Source organism: Enterobacter cloacae complex sp. IR5402 (assembly GCF_049238125.1).
In the GTDB taxonomy this organism is placed as follows: domain Bacteria; phylum Pseudomonadota; class Gammaproteobacteria; order Enterobacterales; family Enterobacteriaceae; genus Enterobacter; species Enterobacter hormaechei_C.
In genome coordinates this window covers 16,200-37,635 of sequence record NZ_JBMKHO010000011.1, presented here as the reverse complement: position 1 = coordinate 37,635, position 21,436 = coordinate 16,200, and the positions used below count along the sequence as shown (strand labels likewise).

At 46.4% G+C, this 21,436-nt stretch carries 26 protein-coding genes; 18 read left to right on the top strand and 8 right to left on the bottom strand.

All coding sequences use genetic code 11. The features are described 5' to 3' along the window. Positions 1-9: 9 nt before the first annotated feature. Both ACOTXL_RS17315 and rluE read right to left on the bottom strand, forming a co-directional pair. Positions 10-483, bottom strand: a complete 474-nt coding sequence (locus tag ACOTXL_RS17315; protein ID WP_022650804.1) for an NUDIX hydrolase — start codon at positions 481-483, stop codon at positions 10-12. Next, a complete protein-coding gene (gene rluE / locus ACOTXL_RS17310) occupies positions 483-1,145 on the bottom strand; it encodes a 23S rRNA pseudouridine(2457) synthase RluE (protein WP_022650805.1) in 663 nt (220 codons plus the stop codon). The genes ACOTXL_RS17315 and rluE overlap by 1 nt, the downstream gene beginning before the upstream one ends. A 117-nt stretch (positions 1,146-1,262) precedes the next feature. On the opposite strand from rluE, the gene icd reads away from it, so the two are divergent. After that, positions 1,263-2,513 (top strand): NADP-dependent isocitrate dehydrogenase, encoded by a 1,251-nt coding sequence (icd, locus tag ACOTXL_RS17305; RefSeq protein WP_045625985.1) that lies wholly within the window; start codon positions 1,263-1,265, stop codon positions 2,511-2,513. A 330-nt stretch (positions 2,514-2,843) separates the two neighbouring features. After that, positions 2,844-4,055 carry a hypothetical protein gene (locus ACOTXL_RS17300; protein ID WP_127341241.1) on the top strand — a complete coding sequence of 404 codons (1,212 nt, stop codon included), beginning with the start codon at positions 2,844-2,846 and terminating at the stop codon, positions 4,053-4,055. A 60-nt stretch (positions 4,056-4,115) separates the two neighbouring features. On the opposite strand, the gene ACOTXL_RS17295 is transcribed toward ACOTXL_RS17300, so the two are convergent. The 5 genes from ACOTXL_RS17295 to ACOTXL_RS17275 form a co-directional block, all read right to left on the bottom strand. Then, on the bottom strand, positions 4,116-5,243 hold the full coding sequence (locus ACOTXL_RS17295) for a site-specific integrase (protein WP_045350088.1): 1,128 nt from the start codon (positions 5,241-5,243) through the stop codon (positions 4,116-4,118). Continuing rightward, complete coding sequence (locus ACOTXL_RS17290; protein WP_071785721.1) at positions 5,224-5,469, bottom strand: excisionase; 246 nt, start codon at positions 5,467-5,469, stop codon at positions 5,224-5,226. The genes ACOTXL_RS17295 and ACOTXL_RS17290 overlap by 20 nt, the downstream gene beginning before the upstream one ends. Before the next feature lie 52 nt (positions 5,470-5,521). Continuing rightward, positions 5,522-8,002: an exonuclease gene (locus ACOTXL_RS17285; protein WP_072223401.1), complete on the bottom strand. Its 2,481-nt coding sequence runs from the start codon at positions 8,000-8,002 to the stop codon at positions 5,522-5,524. 437 nt (positions 8,003-8,439) lie between these two features. Further along, on the bottom strand, positions 8,440-8,706 hold the full coding sequence (locus ACOTXL_RS17280) for a hypothetical protein (RefSeq protein WP_045350086.1): 267 nt from the start codon (positions 8,704-8,706) through the stop codon (positions 8,440-8,442). A 295-nt stretch (positions 8,707-9,001) separates the two neighbouring features. Further along, positions 9,002-9,412 (bottom strand): helix-turn-helix domain-containing protein, encoded by a 411-nt coding sequence (locus tag ACOTXL_RS17275; RefSeq protein ID WP_045350084.1) that lies wholly within the window; start codon positions 9,410-9,412, stop codon positions 9,002-9,004. A 131-nt stretch (positions 9,413-9,543) separates the two neighbouring features. Between ACOTXL_RS17275 and ACOTXL_RS17270 the strand changes: the two genes are divergently transcribed. From ACOTXL_RS17270 to ACOTXL_RS17230, 9 genes are all read left to right on the top strand, one after another. Further along, complete coding sequence (locus tag ACOTXL_RS17270) at positions 9,544-9,771, top strand: transcriptional regulator (RefSeq protein ID WP_029485136.1); 228 nt, start codon at positions 9,544-9,546, stop codon at positions 9,769-9,771. 2 nt (positions 9,772-9,773) lie between these two features. Further along, complete coding sequence (locus ACOTXL_RS17265; RefSeq protein WP_045350080.1) at positions 9,774-10,328, top strand: toxin YdaT family protein; 555 nt, start codon at positions 9,774-9,776, stop codon at positions 10,326-10,328. A 36-nt stretch (positions 10,329-10,364) separates the two neighbouring features. Further along, complete coding sequence (locus ACOTXL_RS17260) at positions 10,365-11,423, top strand: DnaT-like ssDNA-binding domain-containing protein (protein WP_045350078.1); 1,059 nt, start codon at positions 10,365-10,367, stop codon at positions 11,421-11,423. After that, a complete protein-coding gene (locus ACOTXL_RS17255) occupies positions 11,335-11,880 on the top strand; it encodes a replication protein P (RefSeq protein WP_122974555.1) in 546 nt (181 codons plus the stop codon). The genes ACOTXL_RS17260 and ACOTXL_RS17255 overlap by 89 nt, the downstream gene beginning before the upstream one ends. A 14-nt stretch (positions 11,881-11,894) precedes the next feature. After that, positions 11,895-12,314: a PerC family transcriptional regulator gene (locus ACOTXL_RS17250; RefSeq protein WP_045350075.1), complete on the top strand. Its 420-nt coding sequence runs from the start codon at positions 11,895-11,897 to the stop codon at positions 12,312-12,314. A gap of 3 nt (positions 12,315-12,317) precedes the next feature. Beyond that, a complete protein-coding gene (locus ACOTXL_RS17245) occupies positions 12,318-12,575 on the top strand; it encodes a DUF977 family protein (RefSeq protein WP_045350074.1) in 258 nt (85 codons plus the stop codon). A gap of 279 nt (positions 12,576-12,854) precedes the next feature. After that, on the top strand, positions 12,855-14,432 hold the full coding sequence (locus ACOTXL_RS17240; protein ID WP_045350072.1) for an AAA family ATPase: 1,578 nt from the start codon (positions 12,855-12,857) through the stop codon (positions 14,430-14,432). Beyond that, complete coding sequence (locus ACOTXL_RS17235; protein ID WP_045350070.1) at positions 14,429-15,319, top strand: HNH endonuclease; 891 nt, start codon at positions 14,429-14,431, stop codon at positions 15,317-15,319. The genes ACOTXL_RS17240 and ACOTXL_RS17235 overlap by 4 nt, the downstream gene beginning before the upstream one ends. A 278-nt stretch (positions 15,320-15,597) precedes the next feature. Further along, positions 15,598-16,065 (top strand): GNAT family N-acetyltransferase, encoded by a 468-nt coding sequence (locus tag ACOTXL_RS17230; RefSeq protein ID WP_045350068.1) that lies wholly within the window; start codon positions 15,598-15,600, stop codon positions 16,063-16,065. A gap of 139 nt (positions 16,066-16,204) precedes the next feature. On the opposite strand, the gene ACOTXL_RS17225 is transcribed toward ACOTXL_RS17230, so the two are convergent. Continuing rightward, positions 16,205-16,747, bottom strand: a complete 543-nt coding sequence (locus ACOTXL_RS17225; protein ID WP_045350066.1) for a GNAT family N-acetyltransferase — start codon at positions 16,745-16,747, stop codon at positions 16,205-16,207. Positions 16,748-16,955: 208 nt separating this feature from the next. Between ACOTXL_RS17225 and ACOTXL_RS17220 the strand changes: the two genes are divergently transcribed. The 7 genes from ACOTXL_RS17220 to ACOTXL_RS17190 all read left to right on the top strand — a co-directional run bounded on the left by ACOTXL_RS17220 (position 16,956) and on the right by ACOTXL_RS17190 (position 21,427). Next, positions 16,956-17,189, top strand: coding sequence for a DinI-like family protein (locus tag ACOTXL_RS17220; protein ID WP_023315838.1), 234 nt, complete (start codon positions 16,956-16,958; stop codon positions 17,187-17,189). Between the two features lie 39 nt (positions 17,190-17,228). Continuing rightward, positions 17,229-17,462, top strand: coding sequence for a hypothetical protein (locus tag ACOTXL_RS17215; RefSeq protein ID WP_230201754.1), 234 nt, complete (start codon positions 17,229-17,231; stop codon positions 17,460-17,462). A gap of 288 nt (positions 17,463-17,750) precedes the next feature. Next, positions 17,751-19,328, top strand: a complete 1,578-nt coding sequence (locus ACOTXL_RS17210; protein WP_072050209.1) for a colicin-like bacteriocin tRNase domain-containing protein — start codon at positions 17,751-17,753, stop codon at positions 19,326-19,328. A gap of 9 nt (positions 19,329-19,337) precedes the next feature. Beyond that, entirely contained in the window at positions 19,338-19,592 is a 255-nt protein-coding gene (locus tag ACOTXL_RS17205; protein ID WP_023315840.1) for a colicin E3-like toxin immunity protein, read from the top strand. 256 nt (positions 19,593-19,848) lie between these two features. Next, the gene (locus ACOTXL_RS17200; RefSeq protein ID WP_045351060.1) at positions 19,849-20,049 is read left to right on the top strand and encodes a hypothetical protein; all 201 of its coding nucleotides are present in this window, start codon (positions 19,849-19,851) and stop codon (positions 20,047-20,049) included. Continuing rightward, positions 20,040-20,408 carry a RusA family crossover junction endodeoxyribonuclease gene (locus ACOTXL_RS17195; protein WP_045351061.1) on the top strand — a complete coding sequence of 123 codons (369 nt, stop codon included), beginning with the start codon at positions 20,040-20,042 and terminating at the stop codon, positions 20,406-20,408. The genes ACOTXL_RS17200 and ACOTXL_RS17195 overlap by 10 nt, the downstream gene beginning before the upstream one ends. Continuing rightward, a complete protein-coding gene (locus ACOTXL_RS17190; protein ID WP_045351062.1) occupies positions 20,408-21,427 on the top strand; it encodes a DUF968 domain-containing protein in 1,020 nt (339 codons plus the stop codon). Before ACOTXL_RS17195 ends, ACOTXL_RS17190 begins: the two co-directional genes overlap by 1 nt. Positions 21,428-21,436 lie beyond the last annotated feature (9 nt).

The following is a 21,436-nucleotide window of genomic DNA, read 5'->3' as shown; positions in this document are numbered from 1 at the left end:
CGTATTCTATCACGCCCCCCCACCATTGACACCCTCTGTAAACGGCCAGTTAAATTCTGCAATGACATCCAGCGGCAGGCGCGCCGTAGACTGCCAGCAGCGGATGCTTTCCGCAACCAGTGGCGAGCGCAGGTTTGGCGCGTTCAGGATCTCCTCTGCGGTCACCCACAGGCAGCGATCGATATCGTCGTCGTGCGGTTCAGTGGCGCACGTTTCGTTAAGCTCAACGGCGAATAAAAAGCGCAGGAAAGGTGTCTGGTCAGGCGCTATCCACTGATGCATACGGATAAAGTGCTGCGGTTCGGCGCGGATACCCGTCTCTTCCCAGAGCTCGCGTTTCGCTGCCTGCAATAAGGTTTCATTGGCTTCAAGATGCCCGGCTGGCTGGTTCCACAGCGCTTTGCCGTTAATGGTCTCTTCCACCACCAGGAATTTCCCCTGCGCGTGGACCACGCAGGCGACCGTAACATGAGGTTTAAACATCAGTTCTCCTTAGGGGTAACATCCCGCCATTCCCCGTTTGCCAGCGAGTCCAGCGTATAGCTGCCCATGGCGTAGCGAATGAGTCGCAGGGTAGGGAAGCCCACATGCGCAGTCATGCGCCTGACCTGTCGGTTGCGGCCTTCATAAAGGGTGATTTTAAGCCAGCTGGTAGGAATGGATTTACGCTCACGAATCGGCGGGTTGCGCGGCCACAGCCACTCGGGTTCATTCACACGTTCAATACCAGCCGGCAGGGTGGGACCGTCGTTCAGCGTTACGCCGTTGCGCAGCTTTGCCAGCGACGCGTCGTCCGGCTCGCCTTCAACCTGCACATAGTAAATTTTTCCGGTACGTTTGCCCGGCTGAGTAAGCCTGGCCTGGAGCACGCCGTCATTGGTAAGGACCAGCAGCCCCTCGCTGTCGCGATCCAGGCGTCCCGCTGCGTAGACTCCCTGTACGGGGATAAAGTCCTTCAGCGTGCTGCGCCCGGCCTCGTCGGTAAACTGCGGCAATACATCGTAGGGTTTATTGAACAGTATGACCCGCGTTGGCTGGGGTTCTGGCGTTCTTCTGGTGGCTTGTCGTGAGCTGAATCGCTCAACTCGGTGTTTTCTAAAAGAAGTTTTCGTCATGGTATTTTCAGGCGTTATCAATTGCCGCATTATAGCCTAATAACGAAGACCTTTCATGGCGTCGGACAATCAGGTACTATCGGAAGGCTCATTACAATTTATTAACATAAGATCAGTAACAACCAGAAGCGCTCGAAGGAGAGGTTAATGGAAAGCAAAGTAGTTGTTCCGGCGGAAGGTAAAAAGATCACCCTGCAAAACGGCAAGATTAACGTTCCTCACAACCCGATTATCCCGTTCATCGAAGGTGACGGTATCGGTGTAGACGTTACCCGGGCGATGCTGAAAGTGGTTGATGCCGCTGTTGAGAAAGCCTACAAAGGCGAGCGTAAAATTTCCTGGATGGAAATTTACACCGGTGAAAAATCCACTCAAGTTTATGGCCAGGACGTCTGGCTGCCAGCCGAAACGCTGGACCTGATCCGCGACTATCGCGTTGCTATCAAAGGCCCTCTGACCACGCCAGTTGGCGGCGGCATTCGCTCCCTGAACGTGGCGCTGCGTCAGGAACTGGATCTGTATGTGTGTCTGCGTCCGGTGCGTTACTACCAGGGCACCCCAAGCCCGGTTAAGCACCCGGAACTGACCGACATGGTTATCTTCCGTGAAAACTCTGAAGACATCTACGCGGGTATCGAATGGAAAGCGGACTCTGCTGACGCAGAAAAAGTGATTAAATTCCTGCGCGAAGAGATGGGCGTGAAGAAAATTCGCTTCCCTGAGCATTGCGGCATCGGCATCAAGCCGTGCTCCGAAGAAGGGACCAAGCGTCTGGTGCGTGCCGCCATCGAATACGCTATCACCAACGATCGTGACTCTGTGACCCTGGTGCACAAAGGCAATATCATGAAGTTCACCGAAGGCGCGTTCAAAGACTGGGGCTACCAGCTGGCGACCGAAGAGTTCGGCGGTGAACTGATCGACGGCGGCCCATGGCAGAAAATTAAGAACCCGAACACCGGTAAAGAGATCATCATTAAAGATGTGATTGCCGATGCGTTCCTGCAACAGATCCTGCTGCGTCCTGCTGAGTATGACGTGATCGCCTGTATGAACCTGAATGGTGACTACATCTCCGATGCGCTGGCAGCACAGGTGGGTGGTATCGGTATCGCCCCGGGCGCGAACATCGGTGACGAGTGCGCCCTGTTCGAAGCCACTCACGGTACTGCACCGAAATACGCAGGCCAGGATAAAGTCAACCCAGGCTCTATCATTCTGTCCGCAGAGATGATGCTGCGTCATATGGAATGGTTCGAAGCTGCAGATCTGATCGTTAAAGGTATGGAAGGCGCGATCAACGCGAAAACCGTTACCTATGACTTCGAACGTCTGATGGAAGGCGCTAAGCTGCTGAAATGTTCAGAGTTTGGCGACGCGATTATCGCGAATATGTAATCCAGATACTGGGTTAATCAAGAACGGGAGCCGATTGGTTCCCGTTTTTATTATTAGTTTTTGAACGGTTATCAAAAGTTTATCAAAATCTTTTATCAAAATCACCTCTCGTTTTATAATGAAAGATGAGCTCTAATAGTTGGACTAAATATCATATAGTTCATACATGATTGATAAAAAAATTTAACGGAATGTCTGGCGTGATTTAATTTTGTTAATGATATAGGAGTTCACAAAGGTAAGGATACATCTTTTCAGGGGGGGGGTAATCAACGAAAAACCATAGATTAGCAGGAAGAAGTTTTAATAATTAACTAGGAGGGTAAAGTTGTGAATTTTTTGTTGCTCGGTGCTGGTGCGTCTAAATCATACTCCGTTAGTCCTACCGGTGTAAGAATGCCCATTGCAAAGGATTTTTTCTCTACATTTGATAAGTTAGATATTTCTGGTCATCCATGGGTACTTATCGATGGATTATTAGACTTTATCGAGAGGGTAAAGAAAGAAAATCCTATGGATTTTTTTTCAAGAGATGTAGATATTGAAGAGTTATATACAGAGATAGAAGCGAATTTGAATCGCTATGTAGGAAAAGATGCTGGTCTTGAAAGAATCATGGCGTTCAAATCATACACTCAATTAATATTCATTTTCTCTGCTGTAATAAATTCCATTCAAAATGGACCTATATCACGTCCACATTCAGCCCTGGCAAAAATGTTAAGTAACGATGATATGGTTGCTACTTTCAATTGGGACACTCTTATGGATAGAGCGTTAAATAGCGAGACTGAATGGACAACTGATTATGGATATGGTTTTTGGCCCAAAAGCATATACAGAAATCGCTGGGTGCCGCCAAATGAAAAGCAACCCACATCACCACTTCTTATCAAATTACATGGGTCTGTGAACTGGCTAAGTAGTCATCCCATGAGTCCTGAGAAGGATGTTGTTTTAATGCAAGAATCAGCACCTGACACCGTATGGATTTACGAAAGTACAGAAGAGCCTTATGCGTGTTTTGCAGGACGGTATACACCCGGTTATGAAGATTTTTCTTATGGATACTATCCTCCTAATATCTTGGATGATCGAGGGAGGGCTGCTGGTGCGGGACGAAAACTGGTTAGCGCAAGATTGAAATTACCATGGGTGCCTGAAGGCACAGCTTCTTCTGAGGGATTAGTATCAATACCTCTTATCATACCGCCCGTGAAACAAAAAAATTATAATGGATACGGGATGTTATTTGATAACCTTTGGGAAAAGGCACAAGAAGGTCTAACAAATGCAGAACACATAATTATCATAGGCTATTCCTTTCCGCGTACAGACTTGAAAAGTAATCAGCTATTTTTAGATGCATTTTTGAATCGCAAAAACATTCCTTATATTACAATCTTGGATCCATACCCAGAGAGAGTAGCGGAGAAGTTTCGATTTGAATTCGGAATACCTAACTCCCATCTAAGGGTGATTAAAGGGTTTTTTACAGATGAAACCGATGTGAATGAATTATTCAGTTTTCAAAATTCATAGTGATAGTAAGGCTCTGCAGTTGGAAATAGCTCCTGGATTCTACTGCAGGGCGTCATTAGCCTAAAGCCCAACTGTAATCCAGCTCTTACCTCGATCATCATGGTATCGAGCTGTTTGATTAGGGGATTTATGCCCCAGCAACTTTTGGGTGTCGATACCTTGAGCTTCATAAAGACGTTCTGCTAGAGATCGTTGTTCATGGAAAGTAGCCGGTGTGCCATCCCCCCAATTTATTTTTGCTCGATCACGGGCCTTGCTGAAATTCATTGTTATTGTGTTCGACTTAACCTGTGCACCTCGTTCTGCCATTGAGGTTGCCCGGAAGAAGTGGATTAGATATGGACTCACTGCATAGTCACGGCAACGTGCAACTACATCCCTCAAACTCCAGTCAATCGCGTTAAGCCTTAGTGATAGAGGGATCGCTAGCTTGCTCCCTGTTTTCTCCTGAACGACATGCAGATGGTCATCCCAAATATCGCTAAACTTCATGTTGGAAATATCCCCGAGGCGCTGACCAGTAACGAGCGCCAAAAGCATTGCATTGCCCATGTATTGATGTTGGGCATCAGCTATTGCGAAAATTTTTTGCCATTCGTCAAGGTTAAGACGTTGTCGGGTAATCCGTCGGCGTGGTTGTTTTGTAGCAAGAGCCGGGTTATAACCCGGCGGTACCTCGCCATAATGCTGTGCTTCTTTGAACACATCTATTAACACTGAGCGTATGACCTGAGCCATTCGCGGCTGGCCCTCTTCAACATAGGACTCCAGTATCTGGGCAACATCCCGAACATCGACGGATGAAATCAATTTCATTCCCACGCTCTCACGAAGTAGGGCTACTGGTTTAGCCTTTTGCTTATGAGTGTTCGGCCTGATATCACCATTCTCCAGTCTTTCATCCTGAATTTTCCAATAACGATCCAACCATGTATTCGTTGATATCGCTTTTCCTTTGCTGGAGGCGATCTTGTCACTGATAGCCAAAACCTGTCTGGTACGCTGTTCAGCTAGTCGCTCATTGGCTTCGATTGCTATTGCTGTTGCTTCGGCCTCGTTAGTTCCAAGGCTATGAAACTTACCTGTAATGGGATGCTTATACCGCCAGTAGATTTTATTTACCTTACGACTGTAGAGCGGATAAAGATTAGGTATCTTGACGTTGTTTTTACGTGGTCGGGCAGCCATCAGACAGTATCCTTTGAAGCATAGGCGAATCAGATTTTTTAATCACAGGCTGGGTTAAATTACCTGTAATCTCGGCATCTTCTCTTACCCGCCAGTATCTTCCTTCTTTGGTAGCTGGGGGAGTGAACATGCTCTCTTTAGCATATCGACGTAAAGTATTCAGACTTGGGGGATTACTCCGGTATTTTTCCGCAGCCCATTCTTCTAAAGTCAGCATTTGAAGCATGTGATTTACCTCATAATGGCCCATATCAGGGCCATTTTCTGAAATTAAAAAATCAGTGTTCAGTCAGACGCTGCCAGATTGCTGACACGTATTTGACCTGATGAAGAGCATCCGAAATAGCCTTGTGATGTTCTCCATCAAATGGGATCTCATAGCGAGGCTCGCAGCCAACGGCTGTACCCAACTCGACAACAGTTCTTACATCCCGGTTATTCCAGAATTTCCATGGGCAGGTGATCCCCGTCCGGTCATAAGATGCCTCAAGCAGGACATTGTCATAAGTGGCACCATTCCCCCAGACCTTCACAGAATCAGGGCCGTTAGCCGCATTCTCGGTTATAAACTCATTTAGCTGTAGTAGGGCATCATCGAGCGGAATTGCATCATCCATCACTAACTCAGAACGAGCTTCAGGCGAAGCTTTGAGCCAGAAGATTATGGTAGAGGCATCCGGAACCCCGCCGCTGGCCATGGCAGATTCCAGGCTAATCACTTTGTAAAATTCCGAGCCGGTATTACCTGTTGATGGATCAAAAAACACGGCCCCGATAGATACGACTGGTGAGTCAGCCTTTTTGCCAAAAGCTTCAATGTCGACCATAAGGTGTGTATAGAGCATTTCAGGCTCGGCATGATTATGATGACCGGAATCACTATTTATGGCAGTTGTGCTGCTATAAGTTCCAGTAGAGCTTGCGCTTGAGATAGTTTCTTCCGTGCCTTCTGATAACGCAGCACCGTCCGGGATTTCATCATTGCCAGTTTCTTCCATCTGCACATTATCAACGTACTCCGCCGCGGTATTTAGTTGGTCGATTACAGCGTTGCTGGTGGTCAGCCCTTCAATAGAAAAAAGACCATTACCAACTTTTTCGAGAACCGGCTGCGTGCCGCCGTCGACTTGTGCCCCTTCATTCTGGCCGCCAGTTTCAAAAGCAGAATCAGTCACTACCTCGTTTGTCCAGCTCACCTCAGGATTATGGCGCGCAGCCGCAAGAGTTTCGTCTGATTGAGCAGAATGATCGCTTTCAGTCAGGTTCGCGTTAATGAATCCGCTGAGACGTGCCGGATACAGGTAATGCTCCGGGTGAGCGCTGCGGATAAGTGCAAAGATAGCTGCACGGGAGTAATCCAAAACCCCCGGAGTTGCGCGAAGAGCTCTAGACCATTCTTTGAATGGACTTTCTTTTTTACTAACGATCTCTTTTGCCCGACGGAAAACACCACCTGGGATATCATAAATGTTGAAATCCATTGGTAACGTGGCCAGCGCAATCTCTAAATCGAGAGTGTCGAGATCATGTTTAAGGTCAGGGTTTCTGTCGGTCTTGTTGCCTCCGCCAGCATTCGTACCGCTTTCAGTACGCTGTATTTCTGCAATGCGATTGCCTTTGGCCCATTCTTTTACCAGCAGGCCGCGGTCAATGTAATCAGTCGCCGCCCAGATTCTGGTGAATCGGAGAACCAAAGCGAGTTCGTGACGCTTTTCCTGCCTGAACACTTTGCGAATGGCGTCGGTATAGCGCCACAGGTCTTTGGTGTCGTAACCCTTAACCTGTTCGCAGTTTTCTGCCGCCAGCAGCAGGTTCTGGAGATAGCTATTGTCAGTGTCCATCTCCAGCGCGCTGATACCTTCGTATTCATCGCGTGTAATGTGGTGGCGCAGTTTGTCGGAGGTGAACTGGGCGAGTAGCTGCTTGCGGAAGGGCATGCTAACGACTGGATAACGTGTGGTTTCGTCATCATTTTCGTCAATCTGGATACCGTTATCAGGTGCAAGCCCCTGACCTGCTATAACGCCGGTCTCACTGGTGCTTTCAGATTTCAGAGGGGTAAATTTGCCACTGCGCCAGTCTTCAACTAATTGGTTGCGATCGCTGGTATCTGCTTTAGCCCAGTCAGCCATGAATGCAGCGATATCTTCAGTTTCGTGCGCTTCATCTGGCGCGAATACCTGCTTAATCGCCTGAACGAGTTTCCACTCAGCGTTCAGGCTGAGTTCGGCAACTTCAGGGATGTCGTTCTTCGCCAGCAGCAGGTTCTGAAGATAGGTGTTGCCTTCATCCAGTGACATTTCGCTGGCAGCCAGCTGCTGCTCTTTAGTGATATGTGACTGGTATTTGTCGCTGTTCATGTGCACGGCAAAACGGACCGCTGGAGTGCGGTTTTCAAGAGGAACACTCTCGACGGTACTTTCGACTTTAACGGTCGGTTCCGGTGCTGCAGTGTTGTCCACGGCTTCAGTTGATCCAGCACCAGCCTTTGGCAGCCAGGTGCGTCCATCGTCCTGGAGTTCGTAGCGTTTGCACCATGTGTAATCCACTGTGCTTTCTTCCGGCAGGTCGTTGTAAACAGGGAAATCGGTACGGATAGGCTTGCTATAATCCTTGCCCCGGCCGGTTTCAATGCCAGCATCTTCCAACTCAACATCCAGCTGCAAATTGGCTCGTGCTTCTGATTTAGCCGTGAACCAGATAACGGCATCTTCTTTGCCGGATTTCTGCGTTGCCTTGATTAAATGAAAGAATTCCATATCGGGTCCTTAATTTTGGTTGTAAGATACCCGCAGCTAGTGATTGCCGCCTTGGGTAGTGGTCATTGGTCAAAACTCGATTCCGGAAAGCTTTGGTCGGCTGACCGGGTACTTAACCCGCCTTGCGCGGGTTTTGTGCTTTATGAAGCGGTGGGATCGCCTTTTTGAGCCAGGGCGTAGCAAATGCGGCGGATTACCGCCCAAAAATAGGGCAGATGTACGGCCTGGCACCGTGCTGGTTTTCTAGCGAAATCGGTCATAGTTGATCTTCTCCTGTTAATGCCTGCCTTTTAACCACCTCAGTCTCGATGGTATGCTGAAATTTGAAATCAGCCTGCAAGGACATAAAAATGGCAACCCGTCCAATAAGTGTTTATTGGTTCAAAAACCGCGACCAATATGATTCCTGCATAGAGTTACTGACAGATTCGTGGGTTCTACCTGACGATTACCGGGATTGGCTTATCCGTTTCAATCAGATGATTGATCGTTATGAACGCAGCGGTATCGAGGTTATCAAAGTAGAGATAGAGCCCAACGAGTTCACCAACTGGTGCCTCGCCAACGGGTGTGAAATAAGCACCAAGAGCTGCAACGACTTCGCTGTTTTCCATGGCGGACGCCAGTCGCTCCGCTACAGAGATTCTGATGGGGGAGATGAGTAAACAAGCTCGCCCTTCAATTCTGAAAATTTCGATATGCATTATTTCCTACCTTGATAGTTAACCTCTATGTCGGGTGAACCAGGGGTGTTAACTCATTTCGCCTTATCGCCGGCTAGCGGAACGTTAAACCTGCTGCGCGATTGTCTTGCCATCTCATCCGGTGTTTCGTATGCCGCCGGCAGCTACTTCGTGGGCGTCCTGCCTCGATGACTCGTTGCGATAGAGATATTATTATCAATACAATCGATATGTGTCAAATTAAATCGATAGATGGGGCGAGAAAAACCTAGGGTCATTGATGACCCGAGCACAAGAGGGTGAATTAAAAGAAAGGCTATTTGGTTGGCGGGATCAGATTACGTTTCTGCAGATAAGTCTTTGCAAAATTATCGAGCTCTTCAAGTCTAAGGTCTATTATCTTGATAATTCGTTCTTTTTCATCATCTGTTGGCAATTGTTCGAATGCTTCCAGAAGTCTTTCTTGAAGTTCTGTTGACGGCTTAACTTTTGGTTTTGGTGCCCAAGGATCGTGCTCTTCGAGGGTCTCACCATCCTCCATAAAGAACCATGAGAGTGGATACCCAGTCGCAGCGGGAAGAAGATTCAGTATTTCAGATCTGGGTAAAATGTCAGAATTGCACCAGCCATTAACAGATTGAGCCTTGACTCCCAGTCTGCGTGCCAGCTCAGATTGTGATATTTCGAGATCTTTTATCGCCTTTTGCAATCTCTTACCGAAGTTCATCTCTTCATCCAATTCATCTAGTTATTAGCAATTATACAGATTTTTTCTGTAGCTCTTACTATCGAAATAATTTGACGATATCGATTTAATTTGTTTTATTGTCACTCATCGTTAACTACTGGGAACAACTGATGAAGACATCAATTCAAAAAAAGCTCTTATCGATTTGCAGTCAGGCTGAGCTAGGACGCCGGATGAAAAGGAGAGCCCAAACTGTAAACGGCTGGTTTAAAAACAAAATTCCCGGAGAGCTTGTGCTCAAAGTGAGTAAGGCCGTTGATTGGCAAGTTACTCCTAATGAATTACGTCCTGATCTTTATCCCAATCCAAAAGATGGTTTACCTCAGAAGGAGGCTTAATCATGCAGTCAGCTACATATCAACATCATAACCAACGCTTGGCCGGACCGCTGAAAACTCAAAATCAATTTATGGCGCATCGGCGAGATAGCTTTAAGCACCGTTCAATACAGGTTGCAGTTCGGGAGTGGGAATCCACTTTGCCCGGCCAGGCGCAGGAAAAAATCGCTCAGTTGGTGGCAGAGCAGTGGACGAAGGAAGGGGGCCGAGGTATCGCGGTCAACAAACAGAATTTATTCCGGTATCTGAAAAACGAAGGTGGTTCGGAAAAATACACCGCTTACATCATGCAACTGTCGGGGGCAATCGTCGCCGCTATGCCTATTGAGATCGCCAGGAAGCATGGCCTCAGTAATGCCAGAACGGAAGCCGAGCTGGTGGCGAGCGCTATCAAAGAATGCAGTGAGGCACATCAGGCGAAGTTGCTGGGCGCACCGCTGCAAAAGCTTGAGAAGGAGATCCGCGAAGCGGCAATCGCGTTATTCAACATGTTACCTGCTGACGCGGCGGGACCACTACTGGCGAGTATCAGCGCCGTAGCGCCGCAATTTTTTTAATCGAGTTTTGATCAATGAATTCTACCCGGAGGCTTCATGAGCATTGATGCAATGCGGTGGGCCAAGAAAGTTAAGACCGGAAAATCCTCCAGTAAGGCGATCCTGACCTGGCTGGCTGATATGTGCGGTGCTGACTTGTGCGCTTATCCATCTGTCGCTGCGCTTGCAGAGGCTACTGAGATGGACAGAAAGACGGTGCTTGCAGGCTTGCAGCATCTGCAGGAAATCGGCCTGGTTGTCGATACAGGTGAACGGCGCGGCAGGACAAAGCAAATTCCTGTGTACAAGCTGCTCGGTGTTGAGGAAAGCATCCCCGATGCCGAACAGACCCAAAAACGGAACTCTTTAAAGGATCCCAAAAACGGGACGGTTAATTTGAACCGTACCGAAAACGGAACTGTTAATACAAACAGTGCCATTAACGGGACTATTTCAGGTGATAAGGGTACCAAAAACGGGATTGTTAACAGTTCGGAATTTAACCAAAGAGTACCGTTTTTCCCTTTAAACAGTCCCAAAAACGGGACACGGAATCTACCAAGGAACCATAAAGATCTAAACCCCACACATAGAGAACTGGTCGAACCTGTCATTCCTGATTATCCGGATCAGCCAGGTATCGGAATTGGGCTACAGCAGCCATTCGGCAAATTCCGGATGTTTAAAAACTGGAATCCAACAGCTGACTTTGCTCGACAGGCAAATCTGTGGGGCATGCCGATCAAGGCGGGCATAAATATCGAAGCCGAACTGAGCAGCTTCATCGCTTACTGGCAAGCCGAAGGGAAAGTGTTTCATCAAATTCAGTGGGAGCAGAAGTTCGCTCGCCACCTGGATCGCGCAAAGGTTCTGAAAGCACCACAAACGGGAGGTACCGAGAATGCATCAGTTCGACCACAGCCAGCAGCATCCCGGGCTGTTCAGCAAATACAGTCAGCACACGCAGAGTGGCGACGCCGGAACGGACTTGATGGCGACGGAGACGGCGTGGCGGTTATGGCAGGTGATGGGGGAAATCTTCTCGAACCGCTGGACGCAGAAGAATGGGGCAGAACCCACGGCCCTGTGGATAGCTCAGATAGGTTCGATGACTGAGAACCAGATCAAACTGGTTTGTCAGCAATGCATGGACCGTTGCGCAGTAGGTAATACATGGCCCCCGGATCTTGCTGAGTTCGTTTCGCTGGTTTCAGAGAGTGGTGCCAATCCGTTTGGGCTGACATCTGACCGCGTGATGAGTGAATACCGTCGCTGGCGTAACGAGTCGTATCGTTTTTCGGGTAGTGACAAATATCCGTGGCCGCAGCCGGTGCTATATCACATCTGCATCGAAATGCGCAGAACTGGAGTTGAGCGTCAGATGACCGAGGGGGAACTTAAAAAACTGGCAGAGAAATTATTAACCAAATGGACGAAGCACGTAAGCAACGGGCTTTCAGTTCCACCAATCCGTCGCCAGCTAGCTGCACCGCGGCATCCGGCAGGGCCAACTCCGGCACAGCTGCTGATGGAAGAGTACCAACGCCGTAAAGCGGCAGGTTTAACCAACTAATCGAGTATTGACCAATGACCAAAGTATTAACACAAAAACAGCAGGTAGCAGTGTTTGTGCGCTACCAACCGAACTGCGCCGTAGGGGATGTTGCAGAGGCACTGGATATGTCAGGTGCAACAGCAGGCAAATTGCTTCGTGACTTAAGCGACCAAGGCGTGATCGTTCGTTCGCGGAATAGTGTTCAGTACACATACGAGGCGGTACCACACGCGGATATTCCGGATGTAATCCTTCCGTGTATGGCGGAAAAAAGCGATCCAGTCAGGATGCAGGCCGCAGAGGAGAAAGCGAAGGCGCTTGAGGCAAAAGGCCTATGGCGAAGAGCAGCTGCGGTGTATTCAGAAATGTTTGGCATAGCTGGTAGTGCTGTTGAGGTCGCCCGTATCGCCAAGCGTCGTAAAGACTGCCTGCGTCAGGCGGGGAGGGCGTAACCGATGCCGAGACCAAAAACACAGAGTGAACGCAACCAAATCATATCAAGGATCATTGAGTTGGTGAAAAAGCATGGCCGTATCACGACGAAAGAAGTCGTTGGGATGTTCGATCTGCATCGCACCACCGCAGAGAAATACATACGAATAGCCATTGCACGGGGCGAATTGATCCGCTACGGTCGTTGCGGCATTTTCCGTGACCAACGCACAATAATCGATTTCGACCTGAAACGCTTCACACACCAGAAAGTAAGGTGAATGTAGTAGATGAAAATGCCGCTTAGCCGCGGCATCTCTATGCTCTTGAAGGTCCGCTATGAGCGAGGAGCGGAACTTGGCATTTGTCATAACCGCAGGGATGTAGGACTAACATTGGCGTGTAATAATCAATCGGTAGCCGGTCACGATGAGCGGTTAAGTTCAATACTACTAATTGTTTGATGGAAAACGTATGTAATAGGGAGTAACTTAAATGAAAGATCCTGTGTTGCCGCCAAATACATTTCAGTTATTTTAATAAAAGTTAAGGGTTACTATATGTTAGAGTTTAGGGTTATTGAAAGAGGTGGGTATATTCCTGCGGTAGAAAAAAATAAGGCCTTCCTACGGGCAGATGGCTGGAATGATTATTCATTTGTTACAATGTTTTATCTTACTGTCTTTGATGAGCATGGTGAAAAATGCGATATCGGGAATGTTAAAATTGGTTTTATCGGTCAAAAAGAAGAAGTAAGTACTTATTCATTAATAGATAAAAAATTCAGTCAACTCCCTGAAATGTTTTTTTCCTTAGGTGAAAGCATTGACTATTATGTTAATCTCAGCAAGTTAAGCAATGATTTTAAAAATAACCTTCTTAAAGGTATGCAGGATTTGGTAGTACGGCCAAATCGATTAGTCGACATTGAAAATGAAAGTGTCCTTAACACCTCATTACTTAGAGGGGTCACTCTTTCAGAAATTCATGGGCAGTTCGCACGCGTGTTAAATGGTTTGCCGGAATTGTCAGATTTCCACTTTTCATTTAACAGAAAAGGTGCTTCCGGATTCAGTGATTTAACTATACCTTTTGAAGTGGCGATTGATTCAAAGCCCAGCACGAACATTCATGCTTTTATCGGGCGGAATGGGTGTGGCAAAACAACAATTTTGAATGGGATGATTGGTGCAATCACTAATCCAGAAAGCAATGAATATTTTTTCTCTGAAAATAATAGATTTATTGAGTCACGAATCCCAAAAGGATATTTTCGATCGCTTATTTCAGTTTCGTTTAGCGCATTTGATCCTTTTACTCCTCCTAAAGAACAACCAGACCCTGCAAAAGGTACACAATATTTTTATATTGGACTTAAGAATGCTGCCAGTAATAATTTAAAATCACTAGACGATCTTCGTCTGGAATTCGTTTCTGCATTTATTGGTTGCATGAGAGCAGATAGAAAGAGACAACTTTGGCTTGAAGCCATCAAAAAACTAAGTAGTGATGAAAACTTTTCCAATATGGAACTCATCAGTCTCATTTCTAAATATGAAGAATTAAAACGTAATGAATCACAGATTCAAGTAGACAATAAGAAATTCACTAAATTGCTTTATGATAATATTCAGAACTATCTGCAACGAATGAGCTCTGGGCATGCAATTGTTTTATTTACTATCACAAGATTAGTAGATGTCGTTGGTGAAAAGTCATTGGTTTTATTCGATGAACCAGAGGTTCATTTGCATCCGCCTTTGCTCTCTGCTTTTTTACGAACATTAAGCGACTTACTCGATGCACGCAATGGTGTAGCAATAATTGCAACTCATTCCCCAGTAGTACTGCAAGAGGTTCCAAAATCCTGCGTGTGGAAAGTTCTGCGGTCAAGAGAAGCAATGAATATTATCCGTCCGGATATTGAAACTTTTGGTGAGAACTTAGGTGTTTTAACTCGTGAGGTGTTTTTACTTGAAGTGACAAATTCAGGATACCACCATTTATTATCACAGTCCGTTGACTCAGGGCTTTCTTATGAAGCTATTCTAAAAAATTATAATGAACAGATAGGATTAGAAGGACGAACTGTTTTAAAAGCGATGATAATGAATAGGGATGAAGGTAAAGTACAATGAAAAAACTACCTCTCCCAGTGAGAACTTATAGCGAAATGCTTAATAAGTGCTCGGAAGGTATGAAGCAGATAAATGTTAGAAATAACTTCATTGCTCACTTCCCCACTTTTTTGCATAAAGAACAGCAATATAGGGCATTAAGCTCAATAGGTCAGTTATTTACCTACGTTAGGACACAACCTCTTGCACCTACAACCTTGGTAGTTGGTAACCTAACAAAGGTTAAATTAGAAAACCTTTATGAAAATAATCTCCGAGATAAAAACAAACCCGCTAGAGAATATTACGATGACATGCTAGTTTCATCAGGTGAAAAATGCCCATTTTGTGGTGATATAGGACAGACAAAAAATATCGATCATTTTCTTCCTGTTGCACATTATCCTGAGTTTTCGGTGATGCCTATTAATCTAGTTCCGTCGTGCCGCGACTGCAATATGGGAGAGAAAGGTCAAGTTTTCGCAGTGGATGAGGAACACCAAGCGATTCATCCCTATATTGACAAGGATATTTTCTTTCGTGAGCAATGGATATATGCTAATTTCGTTTCCGGAACCCCGGGAGCTATCAGTTTTTATGTTGAATGCCCGGCGACCTGGCGGCAGGAAGACAAAAACAGAGCTATTCATCATTTCACGCTTTTAAATATTGCTAACAGATATCGCTTGGAGGCAGGAAAACACTTGAGTGAAGTGATTACTCAAAGAAACTCTTTCGCAAGGGTTATAAGACAATTTAGTCCAACCGCTACCTCTCAGCAGCTACGGTCGGCATTTATTGAAGCCAATCTGAAACCTATTATAGATTTGAATAATTTCCCCAATTATTGGAAAAGAGTTATGTATCAGTGCTTGGCAAACTCAGCAGAGTTTTTCAGAGGGATCTAGAACATGATGAAAGATAGAAAATTAAGACGCTTATTGAAAGTGATCGCATACTTTTAAAATGAAGGGCTATTTTTACAAAATCTGGTAGTAATTTGCTAACCAATTCCTGGGCAGGTCATTGGCAACAGTGACCTGCCCCGAGAAGGATGTTTGCAATGTTCGTTCCTGGCACAGAACGGACTGGCTAACTGGGAATGGGCCCACTGTGAGAGAGGAGATGACACCCTGTTTCACAAAAAGTAGCATTGTTCTACAAGCAGCTTTCATAATGAGGTTTTATGAAAATAAGAAGGTTCCGTAATGGGGATGAAATCCCATTATTTAACGTGTTTTATTCTTCTGTACATACCATCGCATCAGACTACTACACACATGAACAAATTGATGCTTGGGCCCCGGCAGAAATCGACTTGGAACAATGGGCCAATCACATGAGGCAACTACGCCCTTTTGTTGTAGAGCTTGATGGTGAAATAGCTGGATATGCAGATCTCCAACCAAATGGGTACATTGACCATTTTTATGTCTCAGGAATCTATTCAGGACAGGGGGTAGGGACGTTACTAATGAATTGCATTCATGAGGAAGCGAGGCAACATGGAACTAGTGAGCTTACTTCAAATGTAAGTAAGGCTGCGGAAGCGTTCTTTCTACGACACGGCTTTCATGTAGTGGAGAGAGGTTTTCCTATTTGCCGTGGAATTACATTAGAAAATGCACTGATGCGAAAACATTTGGCAAAATAATAAATAACCTGCAGCAGGCAGCATTGTTTGCCTGTTTGAGCTCAACAAACCAGTACAATGAATGTCCGCTCCTTTCACACTGGGGAATTATATGGCACAGCCAAAAATTACATCCTGTGATAAGCACTTGAAATATAGATTAAATCGTTGATTTAAATTCTTTTTTTAGTAAGGCATAAACAAATGTACTGTCATATCTTTCCTCGCCTTCATCCGTAATAAATGAAACAAACTCTTTAAAGCAACCCTCCTGTCGCATACCAAGGCGGGAGCACAATCTTTGAGAGGACAGGTTGTAGTCTTCAACGTACGCATAGAGACGCCTTGCCTGTTTCACGTTAAACAAATATTTAAACAGGGCTCCAACTGATTCTGTTGCATACCCGTACCCTTCATAGCGCTGATTGAAGTGCCAACCTACGGACCACGTATTAGCATCTGGCTCGCCACTATTTTCTGCAAACAGATGGCCAATAAGGAGGTCGGCCTCTTTGAGGCAAACAGCAAATTGGCTTGGATCTTTTGCCCTTCTGCATACTTCATCTACGGCATCCTCAACTGAGTTGAGCGTTTCATCCTGAAAACAGGGAGTACGTGGCGAAGATAGATAATCCAGAAGTGCTAAAGCATCACTCTCTTTAAATGAACGAAGAATGAGTCTGGGTGAAATGGCTATTGTCATGGCTTGTCGATTCCATTAAAGATTAGTTATATGGTGCTGATTTAATGAAGAATTTATTGGGTGAATAATACTTGCTTCGACATTAACGCCCACTGTCTCGTTTGTAAACAACATAATCATACTTTAACAATTCGTGCTGTTAAGACGTTGATCAAACTTCTCCATAAGTGTACTGTATAAACATACAGCTTTTGCGGTGGAGGCGCTTATGAAAGTTGAATTAACCATTGATCGTACTAAAGAACTTCCAGAGGGTGCAGTCCCGGCACTTGAGAGAGAATTATTAAAACGACTCCAGAGTCAGTTCGATGAGTGCTGTCTGATTGTGCGTCGCGCAGGTTCCGATGGGTTAAGTGTTTACGGTGGCGAAAAAGAAGCCAAGAAGAAGGTTGAGGAAATCCTCCAGCAGACCTGGGAAAGTGCAGACGACTGGTTTTATTGAAACAGCATGCAGAAATTTTCCAGTTTGGAGGGGAGATTGGTGAAGCAAAAAGAAGAATTACCTAACAATGGCTACGCGATTATCAGATGCAACGATGGGGTTATCGTTGCGAGACTGCACTCATTTCCAGATTGTGACCGCGCTTTGATGTATAGGCGTGGAGATATGGTGTCGTTTACTCCTTTGCGGGACGAAGAAATTATTGGTACACCAACGCTATTTACCCAAATGTTGGAAAAAGCAGGATATCGTGTTCATTTGCCGTCAAGTTAGTTTCAGGCAAGTAAACATTTCAATTTTGAATATAGAGTTGTTGGTGCAGCAATAACTCTATGTTCTCATTCTCGGAATCGACTACATGGCATTCTGTAGATGAATCCCCTTTCCATACGTATATCTCCTCCCAACCTACTGTTTTAGAGATAATAAAAAACTACCAATTTTCGTTTTTTGTATCTTTCCACATTGACTTTAAAGCAGCTCGGGAATAGCATAAAACAACTGTATGTATGTACAGTTTATTGGTGTTATTTATTGATTTTAAAGTCAAAGAGGAATTTTATGCCTAACGAAGATACTATTAATGTTGATGGTAGTTCTGGCGGTAAAGATAGCGGCATTCATTGGGGTGGCGGCGGTAATGGAGGCGGTAACGGATCTAATTCATCCGGTGCAAACCTCTCTAGTACGCCCGAGGCGCAGAAACCTGCTGCATACGGTGTACCCGCTGTCATCGGCGTTTATGATGGTATGTGGGGTTTTACCTTGTTTACCAAAACGACGCTTCAGGAAGCCATGCAAGCTGCACTTACGCGCCTTGAGCAAGGTGCCGTCGCTGCAGCTCCGCTTGCCGGCCGTCTTTTAGGAGCAACTATTGGCGCTCTGATTCCATCCGAAATCGCCAAAGACGATCCCCGTATGATGGCGACGGCTCATCTGGTTAACTCTTTGCCATTTGATAAAGTCTCGACCACTCTTCCCGCTGCATTACCGACTCAGAAAGCTACAGTTGTTCACACTCGAATTGCTGATATTGTTGATGAGGATGGTAAACAGCATATCGCTGTGGTCAAAAGTAAAAACATGCCGATGAGCGTTCCGGTTGTCGATGCGAAACCAACGAAACGCGCAGGGGTTTACACTGCTGGTGTAGTTCCGGGTAAACCGGATCTGCACGTGAAAGTTGATACGGGGAAAGCACCGGCTGTATCACAATCACAATCAAAAGGTATTCAAAAAGAGCAGGGACCATCTCGTTTCCCGGGGTTCACTTCTGGCCAAAGCACTCACGAAGCCGTGGTTCGTTTCCCTGATGGCAAAAGCCCTCCTATTTATATTTCCGTGACAGAGGTGAGCACCCCTGATCAAGTTAAAAAGCGACAGGAGGAGGAGAAACGTCGTACGCTGGCTTGGGCTTTAAATAACCCGGTTGATGCTGCAGCTAAAGAAGATAAAGACGCCGGAGATGAGTTGAGTCGTGCTCAAGGCGATATTGTAAAAGCTCAGGCGCGAATTAACAAAGCTGTTCAGGCGATCCCTCTGCGTAAGAGTGAACTCGACGAGTCTAATAAACGTGTAGAAAATGCAAAGAAGTTCGTTCAGGAAACTTTAAAATATGCTCATGACCAGAGTCATCCTGGCCATCGTGTATTCCAGCAAGCTGGTTACCAATTGGGGTTAGCCCAGGAGGATGCCAAAAAACGGCAAACAGCCTACGATGCATCCCTTAAAGAAAAAGTAGATGCTGAGAAAGCTCTGAGTGTTGCTGTCGAAAGCCGTAAGCAGAAGGAGCAAAAGAAAAAGGCTTCAGAGCAAAAACTGGCTGACGAAAAGAAAAAGCCGCGTAAAGGTGCAAAAGATTATGGCCATGATTATCATCCTGTTCCAAAAACTGATGAAATTAAGGGGTTAGGTGACCTGACCAAAGGTGCACCTAAAACACCTAAACAAAATGGTGGCGGTAAACGACCTCGCTGGTATGGTGATAAAAAGAGTAAAATTTACGAATGGGATTCCCAGCATGGGGAGCTTGAAGGTTATCGCGCGAGTGATGGTAGCCATCTGGGCGCGTTTGACCCTGCATCGGGTAAGCAGGTCAAAGGGCCAGATCCGAAGCGCAACATTAAAAAATATCTTTGAGAGGGATTTATGGGCTTAAAAATTCGCATTAGCTGGTTCGATAAGAAGACAGAAGATTTCAAGGGCGAAGAGGTATCTAAAGACTTTGGAGAGGATAGTTCAGTAATGGAGAGCCTCGGTCTTCCAATGAAGGACAACCTCAATAACGGTGAATTTGATATGGATAATGGGTGGGTGCCATTCTTGCAACCGCATTTCCAGAATCGAATTGATACCAGCAAGTTCAATTACTTTGTCGCCTTCGATTATCGTGACAAATGGTAATTTGTCACTGACTATGTAATGTTGAAACCGGGCTTAGGCTCGGTTTTTCTTTATATTGCTACAAATAAATAATGTATTCCTTTCTGTTTTCGTATCACTCTCAACTCTGTTAGACTTAATTCATAGGCCTGAACACCCTATACCTGCTGCGCCACTGGAGACAAACCATGGCGCAAGAAAAGATCAAAATTAATTCCTCACTGACCCTTATTAGGGCCAGCGATTTTCTTTTGCCTCTGCAACTGCAGGAGGTGGCATGAAGAAAAGCTGGTTCACTCACACCGGTCTGACAACCGAAGAAGCCAATGAGCTGGTGGCACGCTATAAGTCTAAAGGCGTTCAGGTCGAGAAAAGCCTTGATATTGACCCTCGACTTTGGATAGTCAGCGCATTACTACCTCAGCAAAAATCCTCAGCTAAGACGGCGCAAAGTATGCGTTCCCGGGCATGGGGGTGATCGTGACCGTCTACAACATCCTCCCGATGGGTAAGCCACGCATGACGCGTGCAGACAAATGGAAAAAGCGCCCTGAAGTTATGCGTTACCGGGCCTTTTGCGATCACGTCCGGCTGCTGGGCATTTACATGCCAGAGTCAAATTCACACGTTACCTTCGTTCTTCCAATGCCGAAGAGCTGGAGCAAGAAAAAGCGCGCAGAGATGAACGGGAAGCCCCATCAGGGTAAGCCCGATCTTGATAACCTGATGAAGTCTTTGATGGATGCGCTCTTCGAAGACGACACGCATATCTGGGATTCAAGGATAACAAAGCTCTGGGGCGAGAACGGGCAGATCATTATCAGGGAGAGCGAGTGATGCGTGCGCTTCTTCAACCTGTGATTGCGCGGGAGCTGGGTGTCGTACTGTTGAAGCCAGGAAGAGAGCTGATGGAGTTGTTCACCGCAGGAAGAGTGCTGATCGAGCGCCAGCCAGAAAGTATGGCCGGGTATCAAACTGGTCGTGTTTCAGATGCGCGGCAGCCACTGGCTGAAAATGAGCAGCTGCGAAGCTTCTTTTTGAATAAAAAGGTACTGACTGCAGCTGGTGGCATAAGCGGGCTTGATTACTGGTTGCTGAAGTATGGTGGCGGACATTGCCAGTGTGCTCACAGTGATTACCACTATCATGAACTAACCATCATGCACCATGAGCCGGGCTCCATCCTGCTTTGTGGCTATTGCGACAATCAGTTGCGAGAGCAGCATACCGAGGCGCTGGCAGAGCTGGCATGCAGAAACGTAATTGCCTTTGTTCTGGATTCTGTTCGTATTTCTCTCGGTATCGACAAAAGCCGCGAGATTTCCCTCCCTGAACTCAGCTGGTGGGCTGTTCGTAAGACTGTAACGGATGCCTTACCGGAATGTTGCGCCCGGGAAGTACTTCGTTTACCTGAAGAAAGCAGGATTGGTCGCGAAAGCGATGTTACGCCTGCAGTACCGGCCACCAGCATCCTTGGGGAATTAGTGTCAGCCGTTGACCTGCCTGATGCTCAGACAGAACCGCTGGTGGGTGTAGTGGTGGATCAAGCGCCGCCTCAGTCTTTCATGCGTCGACCAAAGCGTCTGCGCTGGGAAAGTCGCGATTATCTGAATTGGGTGAAAACACAGCCCTGCGAATGCTGCCAGCAGCAATCAGACGACCCGCATCACTTAATCGGATGGGGGCAGGGTGGCATGGCAACAAAAGCGCACGACATCTTCTCCATTCCACTTTGCCGAAAACATCATACCGAACTGCATAACGACCGCCTGGCATTCGAGCGCAAATATGGCTCGCAGCTGGAAATGATCATTAGAGTGCTGGACCGGGCCTATGCGCTCGGCGTTCTGGCGTAAGGAGCTAAT